Source organism: Bacillus sp. MYb78 (genome assembly GCF_002975115.1).
Classification (GTDB): domain Bacteria; phylum Bacillota; class Bacilli; order Bacillales; family Bacillaceae_G; genus Bacillus_A; species Bacillus_A cereus.
The window spans coordinates 31,566-52,001 of the sequence record NZ_PCOB01000008.1; the positions used below are offsets into that span (position 1 = coordinate 31,566).

Sequence of the window (20,436 nt, forward strand, 5' to 3'; positions counted from 1 at the left end):
AAGGCCCTCTATACAGATAGTTATTCAATTATGATATTTTTTAAATTATTTTCATGATGCTCTCGTTCTTTCGGATAAGCAGCTAGCTCCTCTTGCAAAATATTTAATATTTGCTTAGCTGATTGCTGGATTGGATTAGGTAGCTCTTCTAATATATGCATCCCGACTTTTACTTTTGTACGAATTACCCTTCGTAGTAGTTCCTCATGCATGCACTACACCTCCAAACCGAATGTTTAGTATATCTTCTTCAAATTTTGCTCCTTGAATAGAAAGGTGTGTTAACGTTTTTGGCAATGTAATATTTCGTTTCACAGAGCCAGCTCGAATAATTAGCTCATCACCTTTTTGATTTAATGAAAGTTCACTTTTGTTTGAGAAGGGAATAGAAAGAATGAAAATATAATCATCGCCATCTTTTCTTACATATTGTGTGCGGCCGTTAAATTTAACTTCAGTAGGACAATGATCAGTTTTAAATAAAGCATCTCCTACACGCTCTAACATAGGTAAACCAACAACTTCTTGTTCAAACATTGGAGCTTCGTAAATAGGAAGTGGATCAAAACTATTTTGAATTAATGTTTTATATTTCTTTTGCGTATCTTTCCATGCTTGAAAATAAGGATCGGTGACGGTGTTAGGGATGACGCGATTAATCATAATGGCATCTACGTTATAATCGTATAAATTTAAATAAGTAAAGCTACGCTGAGCTTCTTTAATGACCATTTTTTCAGGATTTACAACGATGCGGATACTTGTTACTTCTCGGTTTGATAAAATATCTCTCATTTCTCCGAGCTGTTCAAGTGTATTTGTTAATTCGTCCATAATATCGTCGGTTGGAAGAGGGACACCAAGGAGTGGTTGAGCTACAGGACGAACGACTTTTAAAACTTTTCTTTTAATAGGAAACAATTTTTCCATCCACCAGCCGAGCATGTCTGGAAAGCTTAGCATTGCTAATGTTTCTCCTGTTGGAGCACAATCAATAATGATAACATCATATGTGTTTTGTTTATAATAATCGAGTACGCGAAGTAAGCTAATTAAATCTTCCATACCAGGAAACATCGTTAATTCTTCTGTTGTAATATCATCGGCTGCTTTGGAAGTGAAGAGTAGTGTAATATATTTCTGTAATTTTCCCCATCCTTTTTCCATCTCATAAATCGTATTAATTTCTTGTGCCCACAAATTTTCACGAATTTCTAATGGCTCAGAAGATAGCTTTATACCAAATGAATCTCCTAAACTATGAGCAGGATCCGTACTCATGACTAAAGTTTTTAATCCTTGTTTTGCGCTTTGAATTGCTGTTGCTGCTGAAATGCTAGTTTTTCCTACGCCGCCTTTACCTGTATACAAGATAATTCTCATCATTCATATCCCCTTTGTTTCGAATGTCGAATATTACGAGTGTCGAAGTAAATGATTGAATAAAAACCCAGATAGGGTTTTATTCAATCGGAATGTTTTTCATTTTAGGTGTAGAAACCTTTTCTTCTGTTTTTTGCTGTGAGGTAGCAATGTGATTCATAATCTTTTGGAAGATTTGTAGTAAGAATGCTTTTTCTTCTTCTGACAATGCTTCTGTCACTAAGCTAAAGTAATGGGCTGCATTTTGTTTTACCTCTTGAACGAGCATTACGCCGGTTTCTGTTAACCGAATTAATACAATACGTCGGTCGTTTTCATCACGGTAGCGTTCAATATATCCCTTTTTTACAAGGCGATTTACAACGCCCGTCGTTGTACTCATCGGTATATCAAGAAGATCAGCAATTTTTGTCATTGTAATCTCTGTATTTCGTTCCATCCAAAGTAAACAAAATACTTCTGTTTTGGAAAGTGTTAAATCAAGGCTTACCCATTCTTCAGGATAGAAAAGTTTCTTGGCGTTATCTAGCAGTAAGTCTAAAAAATGTTCATATTGCAACAATTAATTCCACTCCCGTATATTTCGAGGTTCGTAATATTTATTTTTATTTTATGCAGAATAGAAATAAATGTCAATCGTTTTGATTGTTTTTTTCAGATTAGGCAGAAAACTTTCTTTAAAATAGTATTCTTTTATGATAGATTTATAAATATAAAACTAGAATTTACATAAAAATCCATCATGGTAAATATACTTATCTATAATGGGTATACAGCTAACGAGGGGGAGAACGATGAGAAGACGTAATACGCAAGCGTTCACGTTTTTAGCATGGACTTCATTTGTTTGTGCGCTTTCAGGTATGCTAATTGGGATTTATACGTTAGATGAAACGCTTAGTGTAAAAGGATACTATTTAATTGGAACATTATTTTTAACGATGTCTTGTTTTGTATTACAAAAAACAATTCGTGATAATGAAGAAGATAACGAGAGATTTCCGAAAAATAAACCGTTAGATAAAGAGTAAATTGTAAAGAAAGGCATTTGCCTTTCTTTTTTTATGTAAAAATGGCGTAAGTACTCTGTGTTGACTTGCTTGAAGTACTGAAAATTTGGTATCATCAATAGTATTGTAGATTGAACGATATATTATGGAGGTGGCCTAGCCGTGTCAAGAATTTCCGTTGAGAATGTAAAGCACGTAGCACATTTAGCACGTCTTGCAATTACTGATCAAGAAGCAGAAAAATTTCAAAAACAACTAGATGCAATTGTTACATTTGCAGAACAGTTAAATGAATTAGATACAACAGATGTAAAACCAACAACTCATGTATTAACTATGAAAAATGTTATGCGTGAAGATGTACCAGAAAAAGGTTTACCAGTCGAAGAAGTATTAAAAAATGCACCGGATCACAAAGATAATCAAATCCGTGTTCCAGCAGTATTAGAATAGAGGAGGGGAATTTCGATGTCATTATTTGATCATTCAGTATCAGAGTTACATAAGAAGTTAAACAACAAAGAAATTTCCGTTACGGATTTAGTAGAAGAATCTTACAAACGTATTGCGGATGTTGAAGATAACGTAAAAGCTTTTCTTACATTAGATGAAGAAAATGCACGCGCAAAAGCGAAAGAATTAGATGCAAAAATCGGCGCTGAAGATAATGGTTTATTATTCGGTATGCCAATTGGTGTAAAAGATAACATTGTAACTAACGGTCTTCGTACAACTTGTGCGAGCAAAATGTTAGCAAACTTCGATCCAATTTATGATGCGACAGTTGTGCAAAAGCTAAAAGCTGCTGACACAATTACAATCGGTAAATTAAACATGGACGAGTTCGCAATGGGTTCTTCAAATGAAAACTCAGGATTCTACGCTACGAAAAACCCATGGAACTTAGATTACGTTCCAGGCGGATCTAGTGGTGGTTCTGCAGCAGCTGTAGCAGCAGGAGAAGTACTATTCTCTCTAGGTTCTGATACGGGTGGTTCTATCCGTCAGCCAGCTGCATATTGCGGTGTTGTAGGTTTAAAACCAACTTACGGACGCGTATCTCGTTACGGATTAGTAGCATTCGCATCTTCACTAGACCAAATCGGACCGATTACACGTACAGTAGAAGACAATGCATACTTATTACAAGCTATTTCAGGTATTGACCGCATGGATGCAACTTCTGCAAACGTTGAAGTTGGAAACTATTTAGCTGGTTTAACAGGCGATGTTAAAGGTTTACGCATTGCTGTACCGAAAGAATACTTAGGCGAAGGTGTTGGCGAAGAAGCTCGTGAGTCAGTACTAGCTGCTTTAAAAGTATTAGAAGGTATGGGCGCAACTTGGGAGGAAGTATCTCTTCCACACTCTAAATACGCTCTAGCAACGTATTACTTACTATCTTCTTCTGAAGCATCTGCTAACCTTTCACGCTTTGATGGCGTGCGTTACGGTGTTCGTTCTGATAATGTAAATAACTTATTAGACCTTTACAAAAACACACGTAGTGAAGGTTTCGGTGATGAAGTTAAACGTCGTATTATGCTTGGTACATTTGCTCTTAGCTCTGGTTACTATGATGCATATTACAAAAAAGCACAACAAGTACGTACATTAATTAAGAACGACTTTGAAAATGTATTTGCTAACTATGATGTTATTATTGGACCAACAACACCAACTCCGGCATTTAAAGTGGGAGAAAAAGTTAACGATCCAATGACAATGTATGCAAATGACATTTTAACAATCCCAGTAAACTTAGCGGGTGTTCCAGCGATTTCAGTTCCATGTGGATTCGGTGCTAACAACATGCCACTTGGTCTACAAATCATTGGTAAACACTTCGATGAAGCGACAATTTACCGCGTTGCACATGCATTTGAGCAAGCAACAGACTATCATACAAAAAAAGCAAGTCTGTAAGGAGGCGAGCATAGATGAATTTAGAAACAATTATTGGTTTAGAGGTTCACGTTGAGTTAAAAACAAATTCGAAAATTTTCTCTGCGAGTCCAACAGAATTCGGAGCGGAGCCAAATACACAAACAAGTGTAATTGACTTAGGATACCCAGGGGTACTTCCTACTTTAAATAAAGAAGCAGTTAACTTTGCAATGAAAGCTGCAATGGCATTAAACTGTGAAATCGCAACGGAAACGAAGTTTGACCGTAAAAACTATTTCTATCCAGATAACCCGAAAGCTTACCAAATCTCTCAATTTGATAAGCCAATTGGTGAAAATGGTTGGATTGAAATCGAAGTAGACGGTAAAAAGAAACGTATCGGTATTACACGTCTTCATTTAGAAGAAGATGCTGGTAAATCAACGCATACAGCTGATGGTTCATTAGTAGACTACAACCGTCAAGGTATGCCTTTAATCGAGATCGTATCTGAGCCAGATATGCGTACGCCAGAAGAAGCATATGCATACTTAGAGAAGTTAAAATCAATTATTCAATACACTGGTGTATCTGATTGTAAGATGGAAGAAGGTTCCTTGCGTTGTGATGCGAACATTTCTCTTCGTCCAGTTGGACAAGAAAAGTTCGGTACAAAAGCGGAACTGAAAAACTTAAACTCATTCACTTACGTACAAAAAGGTCTTGAGCATGAGCAAGTGCGCCAAGAAAAAGAATTGTTATCTGGTGGCATCATCCAACAAGAAACACGTCGTTATGATGAAGCAACGAAGAAAACAATCTTAATGCGTGTGAAAGAAGGATCTGACGATTACCGTTACTTCCCGGAGCCAGACTTAGTTGAACTTTACATCGATGATGAGTGGAAAGAAGCAGTTCGAGCTTCTATTCCAGAACTTCCAGATGCACGTAAAGCTCGCTACGTTGCAGAACTAGGCTTACCAGCTTATGATGCACACGTGTTAACATTAACGAAAGAGATGTCTGATTTCTTTGAAGCAACTGTTGCAGACGGTGCTGATGCGAAATTAACATCGAACTGGTTAATGGGTGAAGTACTTGCATACTTAAACAAACAACAAAAAGAATTAAAAGACGTTGCATTAACGCCTGCTGGTTTATCTAAAATGGTTCAATTAATTGAAAAAGGTACAATTTCTTCTAAAATCGCGAAGAAAGTATTTAATGAATTAATTGAAAAAGGTGGAGACCCAGAAGAAATCGTTAAAGCGAAAGGTCTTGTTCAAATTTCTGACGAGGGTACACTTCGTAAAGTTGTAACAGAAATTCTTGATAATAATGAGCAATCTATCGAAGACTTTAAAAACGGTAAAGACCGTGCAATTGGCTTCTTAGTTGGTCAAATTATGAAAGCTACAAAAGGACAAGCAAATCCACCGCTTGTTAACAAAATCTTACTTGAAGAGATTAATAAGCGATAATAGTAGTGACTTTTAAAGATTAAGCAGAAAAACACCCGTACATGGGTGTTTTTCTAGGTTAATCAAACGTTTGTTTAAATGAGACAAAATCGTTTAAACAAACGTTTGATTAACTGTCAAAAGTGGAAAAATGTTTGTATAGCAACTATGGTATGATAGTTGCAAAAAGGTGGGAATAATGATAAATCTAAACATAGAGGTTTTTTTCATCTCATGAAATAATAGATAGTTATTATTCGTTATATGTAAATTTTTATGGAAGAATGGATAGAAATAAAGTGAAACTTTAATCAGTAGGAGGTTCATCCAACACTGATTATTAGCCCTCACCAATCGGGCATTTACTGCCCGCAAATAGCGGGATAAATTTTTGGGTCAAATAAAAAAACCATTGAAATGAATATTTACTTTTGATGGACTACACGAATCGGGTTCTTACTGCCTGTTTGAGCGGGATAAAAGAAGGATAGCAAGATGAGAGGAGGTAGGCATGGGAATACTGAATAGAAGTTCAGTATGTTCTTTTTCGATACATAAAGAAATTTCCTGTGCTAATAAATGATGAAGCGAGCAAGAATTATTTATAATCCTACTTCTGGGCGTGAGCTATTTAAGAAGAGCTTACCAGAAGTATTACAAAAATTAGAACAAGCTGGCTATGAGACATCTTGTCATGCGACAACGGGTCCTGGAGACGCTACTGTGGCGGCGAGGCAAGCTGCGGATCGTAAGTTTGATGTTGTTATTGCGGCTGGTGGCGACGGTACGTTAAATGAAGTAGTAAACGGTTTAGTTGGGCATGAATTCCGTCCGAAATTTGGAATTATTCCAGTTGGAACGACAAATGACTTTGCACGTGCGATTGGTGTACCTCGTTCTATTGAAGAGGCAGCAGATATTATTTGCGAAGGAAAAACAGTGCCATTAGACCTTGGTAGAGCGAACGATACATATTTTATTAACATCGCTGGTGGCGGTCGTATTACAGAATTAACATACGAGGTACCGAGTAAGTTAAAGACAGTATTAGGACAACTTGCTTATTACCTAAAAGGTATCGAGATGTTACCATCATTACATCCAACATATGTTGAAATTGAGTATGATGGAAAATTACTACAAGAAGAAATTACAATGTTTTTAATTACGAATACTCGTTCAGTAGGTGGATTTGAAAAGGTAGCACCGTATGCATCTATTAACGATGGGTTATTTGATCTATTAGTACTGAAAAAAGGTTCTATCGCTGATTTGATTAAAGCAGCAACACAAGCACAACGTGGTGAACATATTAACAATCCAAAAGTGTTATATACACAAGCGAACCGAATTAAAGTACATTCACCAGATAAACTAATGATTAATTTAGATGGTGAGTATGGTGGAGATGCACCGATGGAATTCGAAAATATATATCATTGTTTAGAACTATTTGTTCCTGAACATCAAGAGGATGCCCTGTAAAGGCATCCTTTTTTACTTTGTTAAAATGAATTGTAAATTGGGAGTTAGTTTGATTTTTATGGTATTTTTACAATTCTTTTATTTTACATCCATATTTTATTGATACACTGGAGGAGATAAGAAACGAGAGGTAGGATGCTATGGAGAAGGTAAAAGCAATACTATTTGATAAAGATGGGACATTAATGGATTTTCATTCAATATGGATAAAAGTAGCTGAAGAACTTGTAGCTGAATGTATAAGTTTATATCATTTACCAAGTACAATAGGGCAGACCTTATTAGAAGAGATTGGTGTAGAGGGAGCATTTGTTAATCCGAGGAGTGCAATAGCTGCTGGAACAAGCCTTGATGTAGCGAAGGGGCTTTGTAATTATATTGAGTCTGCTAGAGAAGAAGAGATGCATCATTGGGTAAGTGAGAAGTTATTTTCCCTTATGTATGAGTATCGTTCGCATATGAAAATGACAGCGGATTTACCGAAAGTGTTACAGGCATTAAAAGATAAAGGATTTATATTAGGGGTTGTCACGGCGGATGATTTTGCACCAACAGAATTATTTTTAAAACAATATAAGTTGGAGAACTTTTTTGATTATATTATAGCCTCGGATACATTCCCTGCGCAAAAACCAGATAAAAAGATTATAGAAGTGTTTTGTGAGAAATTTAATTTAGAATCATGTGAGGTTGCGGTTGTTGGAGATACGCCAACGGATTTACATTTAGCTAAAAATGGCGGTGATTGCTATGCAATTGGAGTCCTTTCTGGTACGGGGGATCGTCCAACATTAGAACCACTTGCTGATTTAGTGTTAGATTCTGTTGGGGAGTTTATTTCTCAATCGGGTGAGTTTTTCTGGGAGAAAGAAAAGTCTAATGTGTAAGGAAAATAAGTCTATAAAGACTCTTAATGAGTCTTTATAGACTTATTTTTTATGCCTGGATACAAAGAATATAGGATAAATGCTAGAAAAGAAAGTTGGCATATATTTTGCAATAAGAAGAGAAAACAATGTAAAGAAAAGGATGGGGTACGCAATGAACGCAAAAAAATTTGCTAAAGTAAATGAACAAATTCCAGGACCGAAAGCGGCATCTTTATTGGAACGCCGTCAAAATATAGTACCAAAAGGAGTAAGTAACGGCATCCCAACGTTTGTACAATCTGCAAATGGTGCTCTTGTAACAGATGTTGATGGTAATCAGTACATTGATTTTGCAGGAGCAATCGGGACAATTAACGTAGGACATTGTCATCCAACGGTTAAAGAGGCGCTCCATAAACAAGTCGATCAATACATTCATACTGGATTTAATGTCATGATGTATGAGCCATATATTGAATTAGCGGAAAAGCTTGCGGCATTGGCACCAGGAAGTTTCGATAAGCAAGTCCTATTTTTAAATAGTGGTGCAGAAGCAGTTGAGAACGCGGTGAAAATCGCTCGTAAATATACGAAGAGACCTGGTATTATCGCATTTTCTAAAGGTTTCCACGGGCGTACATTAATGACAATGACGATGACAAGTAAAGTGAAGCCATATAAATTTGGGTTTGGTCCCTTTGCTCCAGAAGTATATAAAGCGCCATTTCCATACGAATACCGTCGCCCAGAGGGATTAACGGAAGAGCAATATGATGATTTTATTATTGAAGAGTTTAAGAACTTCTTCATATCGGAAGTAGCACCAGAAACAATTGCAGCTGTTGTAATGGAACCTGTTCAAGGGGAAGGTGGATTTATCGTCCCAAGTAAGAAATTTGTTCAAGAAGTACGCCGCATTTGTTCAGAGAACGGCATCTTATTTGTAGCGGATGAAATACAAACAGGCTTTAGTCGTACAGGAAAATATTTTGCAATTGATCATTATGATGTCGTTCCAGATTTAATTACAGTGTCTAAATCATTAGGGGCTGGTGTACCGATAAGTGGTGTCATTGGACGTAAAGAAATTATGAATGAATCTGCACCAGGTGAACTCGGTGGAACGTATGCAGGAAGTCCATTAGGATGTGCGGCTGCCTTAGCTGTTCTCGATGTAATAGAAAATGAGAAATTAAATGATAGAGCGATAGAATTAGGAAAAGTCGTAATGAACCGATTCGAAGAGATGAAAAATAAATATCATTGCATCGGTGATGTGCGTGGGTTAGGAGCAATGTGTGCATTTGAGGTCGTTCAAGATCGTAAGACGAAAGCACCTGACAAAACGTTAACGGCTAATCTATGTGCAGAAGCAAATAAGCGCGGGTTACTGTTATTATCAGCAGGAACATATGGAAATGTTATCCGTGTGTTAATGCCTTTAGTTATTACAGATGATCAACTTGAAGAAGGTTTAACAATAATTGAAGAATCATTGCAAGCTTGTTATGAGCAAACGAACATCGCTCGCGTTTAAAAACGGAAGTATAAATAGCAAACATTCTAGCTGACTCTATATTAAATGCAGAAAATTCACTTTATAATAAAGGTAGTGAAGTGGAACGATGGATTTGAAGTTAGGGGTGGCTAGGATGGTTGCAGAAAAGGAACGAGTGTTAATGGATTTAAAAGATGTATTTGAATATGCGTTTGACGAAATTTTTGTTACAGACGAGCAAGGGATCGTTGTGCGTGTAAATAGTACATGTGAAAGGCACTACCAACTAGCTGCCGAAGAGTTAGTGGGTAAGCATGTAAAAGAACTACAAAAGGATGGAATCTTTTATCCATCAGCGACATTAGAAGTGATTGAAAAAAAGAGGCCAATTGAACTCGTTCAAACTACAAAATCAGGAGAGTATTTACATGTTCGTACAAGGCCTGTTTTTGATGATGAGGGAAATTTAAGAAGAGTGATTAGTTATTCTCGGGACCTTACTGAACTCTATCAATTACGTCAAAAGGTAGAGGAAATGGATAATCAGCTAAAAACATATAAAAAAGAATTAAGAGAAACATATGAGCATGAAGGACTGATTTTTAAAAGTCTAGCTATGCAAAAAATAGTCGATACAATCAAAAAAGTATCTGTAGTGGATAGTACTGTTCTCGTTTTAGGCGAGACTGGAGTAGGAAAAAGTCGATTAGTACGCCATTTACATGAAGTGAGTCACCGTAAGAATGAAAGTTTCAATGAAGTTAATTGTGCGGCATTGCCAACTAATTTAATTGAATCGGAGCTTTTTGGATATTCAGGTGGATCTTTTACAGGTGCGAATCGTGAAGGGAAAAAGGGACTATTAGAATCCGCGCATAAAGGAACTCTTTTTTTAGATGAAATCGGTGAAATGCCGCTTGAAATTCAAGCGAAGCTTTTGCAAGTATTGCAAGAAAAAACATTTCGTCCTATAGGCGGAAGAGAATTAAAAAAAGTAGATGTTCGAATTGTGGCGGCAACAAATAGAGATTTAAGCGAGATGGTGAAACAAGGAACATTTCGGAAAGATTTATACTATCGTCTGAATGTCATTCCAATTGCAATTCCCCCGCTTAGGGAAAGAACAGAAGATATTTTACCGCTTATTTATCATTACTTGCAGCACTTTAATAAAAAGTACGGACGTGATGTGAAACTAGCACCGGGTACATTACAAATGTTTGTCGGATATCCGTGGGAAGGAAACAATAGAGAGATAGAGAATGTAATTGAGAGAATTGTTATTACTGTCGATGATGTTGTAACGGTAGAGGATTTGCCACTCTCTATGCAAGAGGCTGCAGTTGAACAATCGGGGCAAAGCCTTTATAAAATGCTGGAAGAGGTAGAGAGAAATATTATTCTTAAAGCGTATAAAACGTATGGATCAAGTTATAAAGTGGCTGAGTTTTTGCAAATTAGTCAATCTGCTGCTACTAGGAAAATTAAGAAGTTCATAGAGGAGGAAGAAAACATTGGATAAAAAGGCGACTTTCGTGAGTATAGATAAAAAGGCGATGTATATAAATGGTGAGTGGATTACACTACAAGAACAAATTGAAGTAAATAATCCTGCGACGAAGGAAATATTTGCAACTGTACCAAAAGGCGGAGTAACAGAGGCAAAGCAAGCTGTTGATGCTGCGCATGAAGCTTTTAAAACGTGGTCTAAGTTAACGGCAGCAGATCGTGCCACGAAGTTAAAAAAGTGGTTTACGCTTATTGATGAAAATAAAGAAGAGATCGCAGCGATTATGACGAAGGAACAAGGGAAGCCGTTTGCAGAAGCGCTTGGTGAAGTAAATTATGCAAACAGTTTTGTTGAATGGTATGCAGAAGAGGGGAAACGCGTATATGGTGAAATGATTCCTGCTGCTCATCCGAATAAGCGCATTTTAGTTATGAAGCAACCAGTTGGCGTTATGGCAGCTATTACACCTTGGAACTTCCCAGCTGCTATGATTACGAGAAAGGTAGCCCCAGCGCTTGCAGCAGGCTGTACAGCCGTTGTGAAACCGGCAAGTCAAACGCCATTAACTGCATTGAAATTAGCTGAATTAGCCCATGAAGCAGATATTCCAAAGGGCGTAATCAATATCGTAACAGGTAGTGCAAAAGCAATTGCTGATACATGGATGGAAGATGGTCGCGTTCGAAAAGTGTCCTTTACAGGGTCAACGGAAATCGGGAAAGAGTTAATGGCTAGTGCGGCGCAAACGATGAAAAAAGTTTCGCTTGAGTTAGGGGGACACGCTCCGTTTATCGTAATGAATGATGCAGATTTAGATAAAGCAGTAGAAGCGGTGATTGGTTCGAAATTCCGTAATGCAGGACAAACGTGTATATGTACAAACCGAGTATTCGTTCAAGAAGAAGTATACGAAGTATTTGTAGAGAAGTTCCAAAAGGCAGTAGGGCACTTGAAAGTAGGAGACGGTTTCGGTGACGGAACGACTGTCGGGCCACTTATTGATGAGAATGCAGTTTCAAAAGTACAAGAACATATTGAAGATGCTATTCAAAAAGGTGGAACAGTTTTATATGGTGGTCAAAAGGTCGCAGAGTTAGAGGGACATTTCATTCAACCGACTGTAATTGGGTTGGCAAATGATACGATGCTTTGTATGAATGAAGAAACATTTGGGCCAGTGGCACCAGTTGCGAAATTTAAAACAGTTGATGAAGTAATCGAACGTGCAAATAATACACCATACGGTTTAGCTGCGTATATTTTCACGAAAGACATTAGCCAAGCATTCCAAATTAGTGAAGCGTTAGAGTACGGTATTATCGGTCTAAACGATGGTTTTCCATCAGTTGCACAAGCACCATTCGGTGGATTTAAAGAAAGTGGTATCGGCCGTGAAGGAGGCCATTTCGGCATCGAGGAATATTTAGAAATTAAATATATTTCATTAGGACTATAAGTAGTATACTAGAATCTCTATAAGGTAACAGAGAAGGAGATTCTAGTATGGTATATTGGCTATTATTACTTGTTACAATTATTTTTGAAGTAGCTGGAACAATCGCAATGAAACTATCAAATGGTTTAACAAAGCTCGTTCCAAGTGTACTTATTTTCGTATTTTATGGAATTTGTTTCAGCGTATTTGCTATCGTCGTTAAAAAGATTCATTTAAGTATTGCTTATGCCATTTGGTCTGGCGTTGGAACGTTACTTATTACAATCATTAGTGTGTACTTTTTTAAAGAGCATATTAGCTTATTCCAAGCATTTTGTATTCTCTTTATTGTTTTGGGTGTCATTGGTCTTAAGGTTTCATCGGCATCATGAAAGCTATCTTTTGTAGAAGATAGCTTTTTTCTATTTGTGCAGTTAGCAATTAATACGACAAAATATGACAAGAAAGAGTAAAGCGTTTTGTTATGATACATATGAAATATTGTCTTATGTGGAGGAAAGAGTATGTTAAAAAAGGTGAGTCAAATTGTTTTAATTTTTGGCATAGCTTTTAGTTTAAGTGCTTGCACTGAGACTAAAGATAGTAATGAAAGTAAACAAGAAGATGTTCAAGATAAAGTGTATAAAATAGGGGAGACAGTAGACGTAGATGGTTTGCAAGTAACTATCGATTCAGTTAAATTAGGATATCTGGATTATGATGAGGATAAAAAGAAAGAAGAGATTTTGGGGGTTATTTTCAAAGTGGAAAATAATAGTAAAAAGGAAATACCTTTTGCATTTTATGAATTTGAGATTACCGATAAGAAAGGTACAAGATTTAAAGAATATAATAACCCTGATAGCTTTATTAGTAAAAAGTTAGCACCAGATGAAAAAATTCAAGATATCATGCTATTTGACGTAGCGAAAGAAAATACGTATATCGCTACGTATAGACCGGAGTTTACGCGTGAAAATAGAACGATAAAATTTGAATTGAAACCAAATAAATAAAAAACACATTGGATTATCCAATGTGTTTCTTTATGGTAATTAATTTAAAACGCCCAGTTACCTTTACGGAAGATAGGCTCATGTCTGCCATCAGCTGTAATACCATCGATATCAAGCTCAGCGGATCCAATCATGAAGTCGTTGTGTGTAATACTAGCGTTTGCGCCGTTTTCAGCAAGTTCTTCTTTAGACATTGTTTTTCCGCCAACTAAGTTAAATGCATAAGCATTTCCGATTGCAAGGTGGCAAGATGCATTTTCGTCAAATAGTGTATTGTAGAATAAAACATTTGTGTTTGAAATTGGTGAGTCATGAGGTACTAAAGCTACTTCTCCTAAGAAGTGAGAACCTTCATCTGTTTCTACTAAATGTTTTAAAGCTTCTTCACCAGCTTCAGCTTTATAGTCTACGATACGTCCGTTTTCAAATGTTAACGTGAAATTATCGATAATATTACCTGCAAATACTAACGGTTTTGTACTAGAAACTTGGCCGTTTACACCTGTTTTAAGTGGCATTGTAAATACTTCTTCAGTTGGAATATTAGCCATAAATGGTACGTTCTTTTCATTTAAGCTACCAGCACCAGCCCATACATGTTTTTCTGGAAGTTCGATTGTTAAATCTGTTCCAGGACCTGTATAGTGAAGAGCTTTATAATGCTTTTCGTTTAAGTAATCCACTTTTGTATGTAATGTTTCATCATGTTCTTTCCATGCTTCTACAGGATTTTCTAAATCAGCACGAGTAGCTTTGAAAATAGCATCCCATAACTTTGCTTCTTGTTCTTCTGGCGCTACGTCAGGGAATACTTTCGCAGCCCATTCTTTCGTAGGAACAGAAATTACACACCAGCTTACTTTATCGGCTTGTACGTAATCACGGTATACTTTCATCGCTTCTCCAGCTACTTTATGAGCTGTTGCGATACGTGTTGCTTCTACACCTTTTAATAAATCAGGGTTTTCTGCATAGATAGACATAAATGCAGCGCCTTCTTTTGCTAATTCTTCACGAGCATGTGCTTTCCAAGAAGGGAATTCAGAGAAAGCTTCTTCAGGAGCTAGATCGAACTTTAAGCGTGTTAACGTCTCATCATTCCAATCCACATATACGTGTTTTGCACCAGATTTATATGCTTTCTCTGTAACGAGGCGTACAAATTGTACAGCTTCAAGAGGTGCACTAATTGATAAAGTTTGTCCAGGTTGAATATTAACACCAACATTAACTGCAAGAGCAGCATATTTCTCTAACGTTTGTTCAAATGACATATGTATAATCTCCTTTAATTTGAAAGATTTCTTACTATATATAATACAAGAAAATTCTAAAAATATATATAAATATAAAGTAAAAAGAGAGCTCAAAATGTATTGAGCTCTTACATTTACTTAATTGAAGAAGCAAACTGCTCTACAGTCGTTGTATGGTGTATACGAACGCGCTTCATCTTTAACAATTCATCAGGTTCACCCTTCGTAATGAATTGCCCAGGCTTTGTCGTCGTCGCAAATTGATAATACTTCTTCGTTTCTGCAACAACCTTATCATCTACATGACCGAATGGATAAGCAATCGCGATAACAGGCTTACCTGTTATTTTTTCTAGCTTTTCTTTTGAACCTTTTAACTCTTCCTCATAGTTTGTAATTTTCGGCAAGTCTGCATGTGTTGCAGTATGAGATTGCACCGAGAAAATGCCGGAATCAACCATTTCTTTTATTTCAGAAGTAGACAATGCTCCTTCTACATCAACGTTATCAACAATCATATATTCTGTTGCTGCCGGTTTAAAAGTATCATCTTTTAGCTTTTGTAAAACGCGAAATGCATTCATATTATTTTTCATACCGTCATCAAATGTAACGAAAATCGGCTTATTTACTTTATTTATATCGCCCCAGCGTTCAAACGTTAACAGCGTATAACCATTGTCCTTTAAATGTTTCATTTGTGCTTCAAAGTTAGCTGGTGATACGAATAAGTCTTTAATACCTTGACCATGATAATCATCAATTGCGTGATACATAAGAACAGGAACCTTTTGTTCGAAAGTAATAGTAGATTTCGTAAGCGGGATTGTTTTCCCATCTTCTTTCATTCCTATTGCTTCAATTTGGAACTCACCGCGTTTTCCTCCAAATTCCTTTATATCAAAAGGAAGTGTGAATTGTTTCTCTTTTTCTTTAGAAGAAAAAAATTTAGCACTTTCCTTGCCATCAGCTGTGCGCCAAATTTTATATTGTACTTCATTTAAAGAATCTTTTATGTCTGTAATATGAATACTTGTGTTTGTAGATTCGTGTGTAACTGCATTATATGAGATTTTACCTTGTTCTTGCACAGTCTCTTCTTGTTTCTTAATCCCTTGAGCCGTTTTCTCTTTTTTAGGTTCTGGACTTACATTGTTAGTATTACAGCCTGCTAGAATGGCAGACGTACATAAAGCAATTGCTGCGTATTTTCTCATGAAAATCACCTTCTATTGTGTAGTATGTTGCATATTGACATTAAAATCCCCACCGCTATAAGAGTGGTGGGGATATACCCTTGTTCATCATATCATTTGAAGAAAATGAGGGGAATATGATTTTTAGGAGGCTATTAAGGTAATAGATTAGTGACTTTGAATAGATGTATTTTTTTGTTTCTTATTAGAATTAATAATAATATAACCGACTACAAAGATAAGAGGAATAACGAAGACATAGATAGGCATTCCCCATACATAATAGCTTTTCAGCGTTAAGACTAGTAAATGTAAGAAATCGAAAATTGCGTGGGCTTTCATAATATCCTCCAATGGTTTTTTGAAAATTATAACATTTTAAACTTGTTATTTGTATAATATGGAAAGTGATTTAAGCTAATTTTAAAGTAAGAAGAAGACTTATTAATATGCAATTTCGCATACAGATATGGATTTTATTAAAATATAAAGATTTTATACTATAATAAAAACCGCTATAAAACTAAGTAAGAATAATGTATGGAGTGGAGAATAGAAATGAAATATAAAAAAATAATATATATCTTTTTCATTTCACTATTTATAGTTGGTTGCCAAAGTGAAGTGAGTAAAGCGAATAGTGTGGAAGAGTATATTCCATCGCATCTTATGAATGCGGAAGTGACGGCGGATATCATGACACTAGAGATGGATCGTGATACACGTAAAAAAGTAGAGGTTATTACTAAAAAGATGAGTGATCATGTGAAGAATGATAAAGAGTGGTACGTAAACTACATATCAGGGCATATAGATAAACAGGTGAAGCCGTATCATCCTAACTTTGGTATTACAGAAGAAGAATATAACTTTTTTAGAAACGCCGTTGAGAATAGTAGTTTATCTAATACAAGTGATGGAAAACTTCAATTTAAGCAAAAAAGTAACCATGAAATTGAAATTGTTTCAAGTAGAAACCTAGAACTATTCCAGCATCTGGTAATTGATACAGAGAAGAATATAATAAAAACTTCTTTTGGAGAATGTCAGTATGTTGGAGAAATAAAGCCATCTTCAGAAAAAAGAATATTAGGTCGAGTAAATGGCAAACAATGGATGTTACAAAAAGAAAATTTAATCTATTTATTCTCTTTAGGAAAGCTTGAAGGAGAAGATAAATCTGTTATGGTTATTTCAGTAAAAGGCATACACGAAGGAAAACTTATTAGTAACGAGGAAGTAGTCGAATTCCGTTCGATTTCATAAAGAATCAAAAAAATCACCTTACTCGTTAAAGTAAGGTGATTTTTTATTAAATAAACAATCCAGCGATTGTCGCAGATAAAATAGAAGCAAGTGTTGATGCAAATAGCATTTTCCAACCAAATTTAGAAACAACGCTTCCTTGTTTTTCAGAAAGGGCACGGATTGTACCAACGATTGCACCAATTTGGCTAATACTTGCGAAGCTAATTAAGAATACTGTAACGATTCCAACTGTACGTGGAGCTAATGTTGTAGCTGTGTCTTTTAAATCAAGGATTGCTACAAACTCATTTAAAACAATCTTCGTACCCATAATACCACCAGCTGGGATAATATCTTGAGTTGGAATACCCATTAAGAATGCGAATGGAGAAAGTACGTAACCGAAGATTTGTTGTAAAGTAACAGCATGTCCCATTGCGCCTGAAGCTGCACTAATTACGTAGTTTACAACTTCCATCACACCGATAAAGGCGATCATTAATGCGGCAACGATACCAGCGACTTTTAAACCATCAAGCGCACCGTTAATCATTGCGCCGATAAAGCTGTCTCCGAATAGAGTTCTATCAAATTTCTGAATCACTTCATCTTCTTTTTTCGTATCAACTGGTGTTAATAACGAACAAACGATTAAGCTTGAGAATAAATTTAGCGGAAGAGCTGCTAGCACGTATTTTGCATCTAACATCATTACGTATGATGCTGTAACAGAAGCAGAAACGGAGCTCATCGCAGAACAACAAATGATAAACATACGGTTTTTATTGAAATGCTGTAAATCGTTTTTAATAACGATTAACGCTTCACTTGAACCGAAGAATACAGAGTTTACTGCGTGGAATGACTCAACGCGTGGTAAACCAGTAATTTTTGAAATAGCACCGCCGACAACGCGAACGATGAATGGTAAAACACCTAAATAACTAAAGATTGAAAGTAGTGCTGAGAAAAATACGATAATTAATAATACGTTTAAGAAAAAGACAAAATCTCTGTGAATTCCATTAAAGAGAAAATCGACACCTGTCGTACCAAGTTTAATTAGTTTGTTGAAAACTTTACTAATGAAAATAATGATTTGTTGACCAATCTTTGTAGCAAACATAAACCAACCGATTAAAATTTGGAAACCAATCATAATTGCAATTGCACGGAAGTTGATTTTACTTTTGTTGTTTGACAAAGCAAAACATAAACCTAACACGGCAAGAATACCGATAATGCTCATTACATATTGCATGTAGTTGCCCCTTTCAGAAGTTCGTATAAAGTTTGTACATAAAACGCTCGTTATATTACTAAAAATAAAAGAACGAGGTTTTATGTCATACGTAAGATGTCTGACCTTTTAGAAAAATAAAAATAAAAAAAGACCCATATGGATTCACTTTCATCTATGAGAGAAAGCTAATCAATATGAGTCCTTTTTTGCGCATAGGCTAATATTCATTAGTTTTCCCCATAGTCCAGCAATTTAAGGTTGCCGGGTAGAAACTCTCGATCCATATTATCAAGTATATATGAGGTAACATCGTCCGTATTAAATTAGTAGTAGCGTAACATTAACAGAGAAGTATCGTCAATAGCTTTTTTTCTTCCAATAGAAAAAGACCATATAAGTATGATAAAATGTAACGCAGTGTTATGAAAAAGAGAGGTCGGAAAATGAGTACTAAAATGACGCCACCAGTTGAGAAAAACGAGTTTATAGATGTAGTATTTGAAGATTTAACACATGATGGTGCCGGTGTTGCGAAAGTAAAAGGCTATCCTATTTTCGTTAAAAACGGATTACCAGGTGAAGAAGCGCAAATTAAAATTATTAAAGTGAAGAAAAACTTCGCATTTGGTCGTTTAATGAAGCTTCATACAGAAAGTCCATATCGTAAAGATGCTGAATGCCCAGTATATAATCAGTGCGGCGGTTGTCAGCTTCAGCACTTAACTTATGAAGGACAATTACAAGCGAAAGAAAAACAAGTACGTGACGTTATGCAGCGTATCGGAGGACTAGCTGATGTTCCTGTTCATCCTGTACTTGGCATGAAGAATCCGTGGGTATACCGTAATAAAGCACAAGTACCAATCGGAGAACGTGAAGGCGGACTTGTAGCTGGTTTCTATCGCCAAGGAACGCATGACATCATTAATATGGAATCATGCTTAATTCAGGCAGAAGAAAACGATACATTAATTCAAGAAGTAAAACGTATTTGTGAAAAGCACGGTATCACTGCGTACAACGAAGAGCGTAACAAAGGAACACTTCGTCACGTAATGGCTCGTTACGGGCAAGTAACAGGGGAAATTATGCTTGTCTTCATTACGCGTACAGCAGAATTGCCGAACAAAAAAGCAATCATTGAAGAAATTGCAGCGAAATTCCCAGAAGTAAAATCGATTGTTCAAAACGTAAATACGAAGCGTACGAATGTAATTTTCGGAGACAAAACGACAGTACTGTACGGATCAGAATATATTTATGACTTTATCGGTGACATTAAATTTGCGATTTCAGCACGTTCATTCTATCAAGTAAACCCAGAACAAACGAAAGTGCTATACGATAAAACGTTAGAATACGCAAAATTAAATGGTAACGAAACAGTAATCGATGCCTATTGCGGAATCGGATCAATCTCGTTATTCCTAGCGCAAAAAGCGAAAAAAGTGTACGGCGTTGAAATCGTCCCAGAAGCAATTGAAGACGCAAACCGAAACGCAGAACTAAACAACATGACAAACGCTGAATTTGGCGTAGGAGAAGCAGAAGTAGTCATTCCAAAATGGTACAAAGAAGGCGTAATCGCCGACACAATGGTCGTAGACCCACCGCGTAAAGGCTGTGATGAAGCATTACTAAACACAATCATCGACATGAAGCCAAACCGCGTCGTATACGTATCGTGTAACCCAGCAACATTAGCACGTGATTTAAAAGTACTAGAAGAAGGCGGATATAAAACACAGGAAGTACAACCTGTTGATATGTTCCCGCATACGACGCATGTGGAGTGTGTGGCTTGGCTTAAGTTAGTATAATAGGAAAGCAGTTGATATAGGGGAAATCTATACCACCTGCTTTTTGGTTTACAAAAATACCATTCATAAGCGATTTTAGTTAAAATAAATATTGCTGATTTTCACAAATTATAAATTGAG

General features: G+C 36.3%; 20 protein-coding genes and 1 riboswitch. Of the genes, 13 read left to right on the plus strand and 7 right to left on the minus strand.

Going from position 1 to position 20,436, the window contains the following annotated elements; genetic code table 11:
* Positions 1–20: 20 nt before the first annotated feature.
* From CQ064_RS16905 to CQ064_RS16915, 3 genes are all read right to left on the minus strand, one after another.
* Positions 21–212 carry a DUF3926 domain-containing protein gene (locus tag CQ064_RS16905; protein WP_000544108.1) on the minus strand — a complete coding sequence of 64 codons (192 nt, stop codon included), beginning with the start codon at positions 210–212 and terminating at the stop codon, positions 21–23.
* Complete coding sequence (locus CQ064_RS16910) at positions 205–1,386, minus strand: ArsA family ATPase (protein WP_002182396.1); 1,182 nt, start codon at positions 1,384–1,386, stop codon at positions 205–207. The genes CQ064_RS16905 and CQ064_RS16910 overlap by 8 nt, the downstream gene beginning before the upstream one ends.
* Before the next feature lie 76 nt (positions 1,387–1,462).
* A complete protein-coding gene (locus tag CQ064_RS16915; RefSeq protein ID WP_000942494.1) occupies positions 1,463–1,945 on the minus strand; it encodes a MarR family winged helix-turn-helix transcriptional regulator in 483 nt (160 codons plus the stop codon).
* A gap of 232 nt (positions 1,946–2,177) precedes the next feature.
* Between CQ064_RS16915 and CQ064_RS16920 the strand changes: the two genes are divergently transcribed.
* The 11 genes from CQ064_RS16920 (at position 2,178) to CQ064_RS16970 (ending at position 13,553) form a co-directional block, all read left to right on the plus strand.
* Positions 2,178–2,414: a YiaA/YiaB family inner membrane protein gene (locus CQ064_RS16920; protein WP_001254393.1), complete on the plus strand. Its 237-nt coding sequence runs from the start codon at positions 2,178–2,180 to the stop codon at positions 2,412–2,414.
* Positions 2,415–2,555: 141 nt separating this feature from the next.
* Positions 2,556–2,846: an Asp-tRNA(Asn)/Glu-tRNA(Gln) amidotransferase subunit GatC gene (gene gatC, locus CQ064_RS16925; protein ID WP_000086999.1), complete on the plus strand. Its 291-nt coding sequence runs from the start codon at positions 2,556–2,558 to the stop codon at positions 2,844–2,846.
* 15 nt (positions 2,847–2,861) lie between these two features.
* Positions 2,862–4,319 (plus strand): Asp-tRNA(Asn)/Glu-tRNA(Gln) amidotransferase subunit GatA, encoded by a 1,458-nt coding sequence (gene gatA / locus CQ064_RS16930; protein WP_000051443.1) that lies wholly within the window; start codon positions 2,862–2,864, stop codon positions 4,317–4,319.
* Positions 4,320–4,333: 14 nt separating this feature from the next.
* Complete coding sequence (gatB, locus tag CQ064_RS16935) at positions 4,334–5,761, plus strand: Asp-tRNA(Asn)/Glu-tRNA(Gln) amidotransferase subunit GatB (protein ID WP_001047685.1); 1,428 nt, start codon at positions 4,334–4,336, stop codon at positions 5,759–5,761.
* 558 nt (positions 5,762–6,319) lie between these two features.
* The gene (locus CQ064_RS16940; protein ID WP_000977679.1) at positions 6,320–7,225 is read left to right on the plus strand and encodes a diacylglycerol kinase; all 906 of its coding nucleotides are present in this window, start codon (positions 6,320–6,322) and stop codon (positions 7,223–7,225) included.
* A gap of 140 nt (positions 7,226–7,365) precedes the next feature.
* Entirely contained in the window at positions 7,366–8,112 is a 747-nt protein-coding gene (locus CQ064_RS16945) for an HAD family hydrolase (protein WP_000416662.1), read from the plus strand.
* A gap of 154 nt (positions 8,113–8,266) precedes the next feature.
* Positions 8,267–9,631: a 4-aminobutyrate--2-oxoglutarate transaminase gene (gene gabT, locus CQ064_RS16950; RefSeq protein ID WP_000992190.1), complete on the plus strand. Its 1,365-nt coding sequence runs from the start codon at positions 8,267–8,269 to the stop codon at positions 9,629–9,631.
* A gap of 115 nt (positions 9,632–9,746) precedes the next feature.
* On the plus strand, positions 9,747–11,114 hold the full coding sequence (locus CQ064_RS16955; RefSeq protein WP_000225138.1) for a sigma-54 interaction domain-containing protein: 1,368 nt from the start codon (positions 9,747–9,749) through the stop codon (positions 11,112–11,114).
* The gene (gabD, locus tag CQ064_RS16960) at positions 11,107–12,558 is read left to right on the plus strand and encodes an NADP-dependent succinate-semialdehyde dehydrogenase (protein WP_000358134.1); all 1,452 of its coding nucleotides are present in this window, start codon (positions 11,107–11,109) and stop codon (positions 12,556–12,558) included. The genes CQ064_RS16955 and gabD overlap by 8 nt, the downstream gene beginning before the upstream one ends.
* A gap of 47 nt (positions 12,559–12,605) precedes the next feature.
* A complete protein-coding gene (locus tag CQ064_RS16965; RefSeq protein WP_000263262.1) occupies positions 12,606–12,929 on the plus strand; it encodes a DMT family transporter in 324 nt (107 codons plus the stop codon).
* A 132-nt stretch (positions 12,930–13,061) separates the two neighbouring features.
* Positions 13,062–13,553, plus strand: a complete 492-nt coding sequence (locus tag CQ064_RS16970; protein ID WP_000915103.1) for a DUF4352 domain-containing protein — start codon at positions 13,062–13,064, stop codon at positions 13,551–13,553.
* A gap of 44 nt (positions 13,554–13,597) precedes the next feature.
* Here CQ064_RS16970 and CQ064_RS16975 read toward each other — a convergent pair whose 3' ends face one another.
* The 3 genes from CQ064_RS16975 to CQ064_RS33635 form a co-directional block, all read right to left on the minus strand.
* The gene (locus CQ064_RS16975) at positions 13,598–14,827 is read right to left on the minus strand and encodes an aminopeptidase (protein ID WP_000007372.1); all 1,230 of its coding nucleotides are present in this window, start codon (positions 14,825–14,827) and stop codon (positions 13,598–13,600) included.
* A gap of 116 nt (positions 14,828–14,943) precedes the next feature.
* Positions 14,944–16,026, minus strand: coding sequence for a polysaccharide deacetylase family protein (locus CQ064_RS16980; RefSeq protein WP_001233710.1), 1,083 nt, complete (start codon positions 16,024–16,026; stop codon positions 14,944–14,946).
* A gap of 147 nt (positions 16,027–16,173) precedes the next feature.
* On the minus strand, positions 16,174–16,347 hold the full coding sequence (locus CQ064_RS33635) for a hypothetical protein (RefSeq protein ID WP_000643594.1): 174 nt from the start codon (positions 16,345–16,347) through the stop codon (positions 16,174–16,176).
* Positions 16,348–16,563: 216 nt separating this feature from the next.
* Here CQ064_RS33635 and CQ064_RS16985 point away from each other — a divergent pair, with 216 nt between their 5' ends.
* The gene (locus tag CQ064_RS16985) at positions 16,564–17,271 is read left to right on the plus strand and encodes a hypothetical protein (RefSeq protein ID WP_000875605.1); all 708 of its coding nucleotides are present in this window, start codon (positions 16,564–16,566) and stop codon (positions 17,269–17,271) included.
* Between the two features lie 46 nt (positions 17,272–17,317).
* Here the strand turns inward: CQ064_RS16985 and CQ064_RS16990 are convergent, their stop codons facing one another.
* The gene (locus tag CQ064_RS16990) at positions 17,318–18,514 is read right to left on the minus strand and encodes a NupC/NupG family nucleoside CNT transporter (protein WP_001200491.1); all 1,197 of its coding nucleotides are present in this window, start codon (positions 18,512–18,514) and stop codon (positions 17,318–17,320) included.
* 202 nt (positions 18,515–18,716) lie between these two features.
* A riboswitch (purine riboswitch) is annotated at positions 18,717–18,818 on the minus strand.
* Between the two features lie 121 nt (positions 18,819–18,939).
* Here CQ064_RS16990 and rlmD point away from each other — a divergent pair.
* A complete protein-coding gene (gene rlmD, locus CQ064_RS16995) occupies positions 18,940–20,316 on the plus strand; it encodes a 23S rRNA (uracil(1939)-C(5))-methyltransferase RlmD (protein ID WP_000105021.1) in 1,377 nt (458 codons plus the stop codon).
* The last annotated feature ends 120 nt before the right edge of the window (positions 20,317–20,436 follow it).

What these genes read in the sequence shown, in the direction of transcription:
- CQ064_RS16905 (WP_000544108.1), bottom strand. Translation starts at nt 212, where the DNA reads ATGCATGAGGAACTACTACGAAGGGTAATTCGTACAAAAGTAAAAGTC.
- CQ064_RS16910 (WP_002182396.1), bottom strand. Translation starts at nt 1,386, where the DNA reads ATGATGAGAATTATCTTGTATACAGGTAAAGGCGGCGTAGGAAAAACT.
- CQ064_RS16920 (WP_001254393.1), top strand. Translation starts at nt 2,178, where the DNA reads ATGAGAAGACGTAATACGCAAGCGTTCACGTTTTTAGCATGGACTTCA.
- gatA (WP_000051443.1), top strand. Translation starts at nt 2,862, where the DNA reads ATGTCATTATTTGATCATTCAGTATCAGAGTTACATAAGAAGTTAAAC.
- gatB (WP_001047685.1), top strand. Translation starts at nt 4,334, where the DNA reads ATGAATTTAGAAACAATTATTGGTTTAGAGGTTCACGTTGAGTTAAAA.
- CQ064_RS16940 (WP_000977679.1), top strand. Translation starts at nt 6,320, where the DNA reads ATGATGAAGCGAGCAAGAATTATTTATAATCCTACTTCTGGGCGTGAG.
- CQ064_RS16945 (WP_000416662.1), top strand. Translation starts at nt 7,366, where the DNA reads ATGGAGAAGGTAAAAGCAATACTATTTGATAAAGATGGGACATTAATG.
- gabT (WP_000992190.1), top strand. Translation starts at nt 8,267, where the DNA reads ATGAACGCAAAAAAATTTGCTAAAGTAAATGAACAAATTCCAGGACCG.
- CQ064_RS16955 (WP_000225138.1), top strand. Translation starts at nt 9,747, where the DNA reads ATGGTTGCAGAAAAGGAACGAGTGTTAATGGATTTAAAAGATGTATTT.
- CQ064_RS16965 (WP_000263262.1), top strand. Translation starts at nt 12,606, where the DNA reads ATGGTATATTGGCTATTATTACTTGTTACAATTATTTTTGAAGTAGCT.
- CQ064_RS16970 (WP_000915103.1), top strand. Translation starts at nt 13,062, where the DNA reads ATGTTAAAAAAGGTGAGTCAAATTGTTTTAATTTTTGGCATAGCTTTT.
- CQ064_RS16975 (WP_000007372.1), bottom strand. Translation starts at nt 14,827, where the DNA reads ATGTCATTTGAACAAACGTTAGAGAAATATGCTGCTCTTGCAGTTAAT.
- CQ064_RS16980 (WP_001233710.1), bottom strand. Translation starts at nt 16,026, where the DNA reads ATGAGAAAATACGCAGCAATTGCTTTATGTACGTCTGCCATTCTAGCA.
- CQ064_RS33635 (WP_000643594.1), bottom strand. Translation starts at nt 16,347, where the DNA reads ATGAAAGCCCACGCAATTTTCGATTTCTTACATTTACTAGTCTTAACG.
- CQ064_RS16985 (WP_000875605.1), top strand. Translation starts at nt 16,564, where the DNA reads ATGAAATATAAAAAAATAATATATATCTTTTTCATTTCACTATTTATA.
- CQ064_RS16990 (WP_001200491.1), bottom strand. Translation starts at nt 18,514, where the DNA reads ATGCAATATGTAATGAGCATTATCGGTATTCTTGCCGTGTTAGGTTTA.
- rlmD (WP_000105021.1), top strand. Translation starts at nt 18,940, where the DNA reads ATGAGTACTAAAATGACGCCACCAGTTGAGAAAAACGAGTTTATAGAT.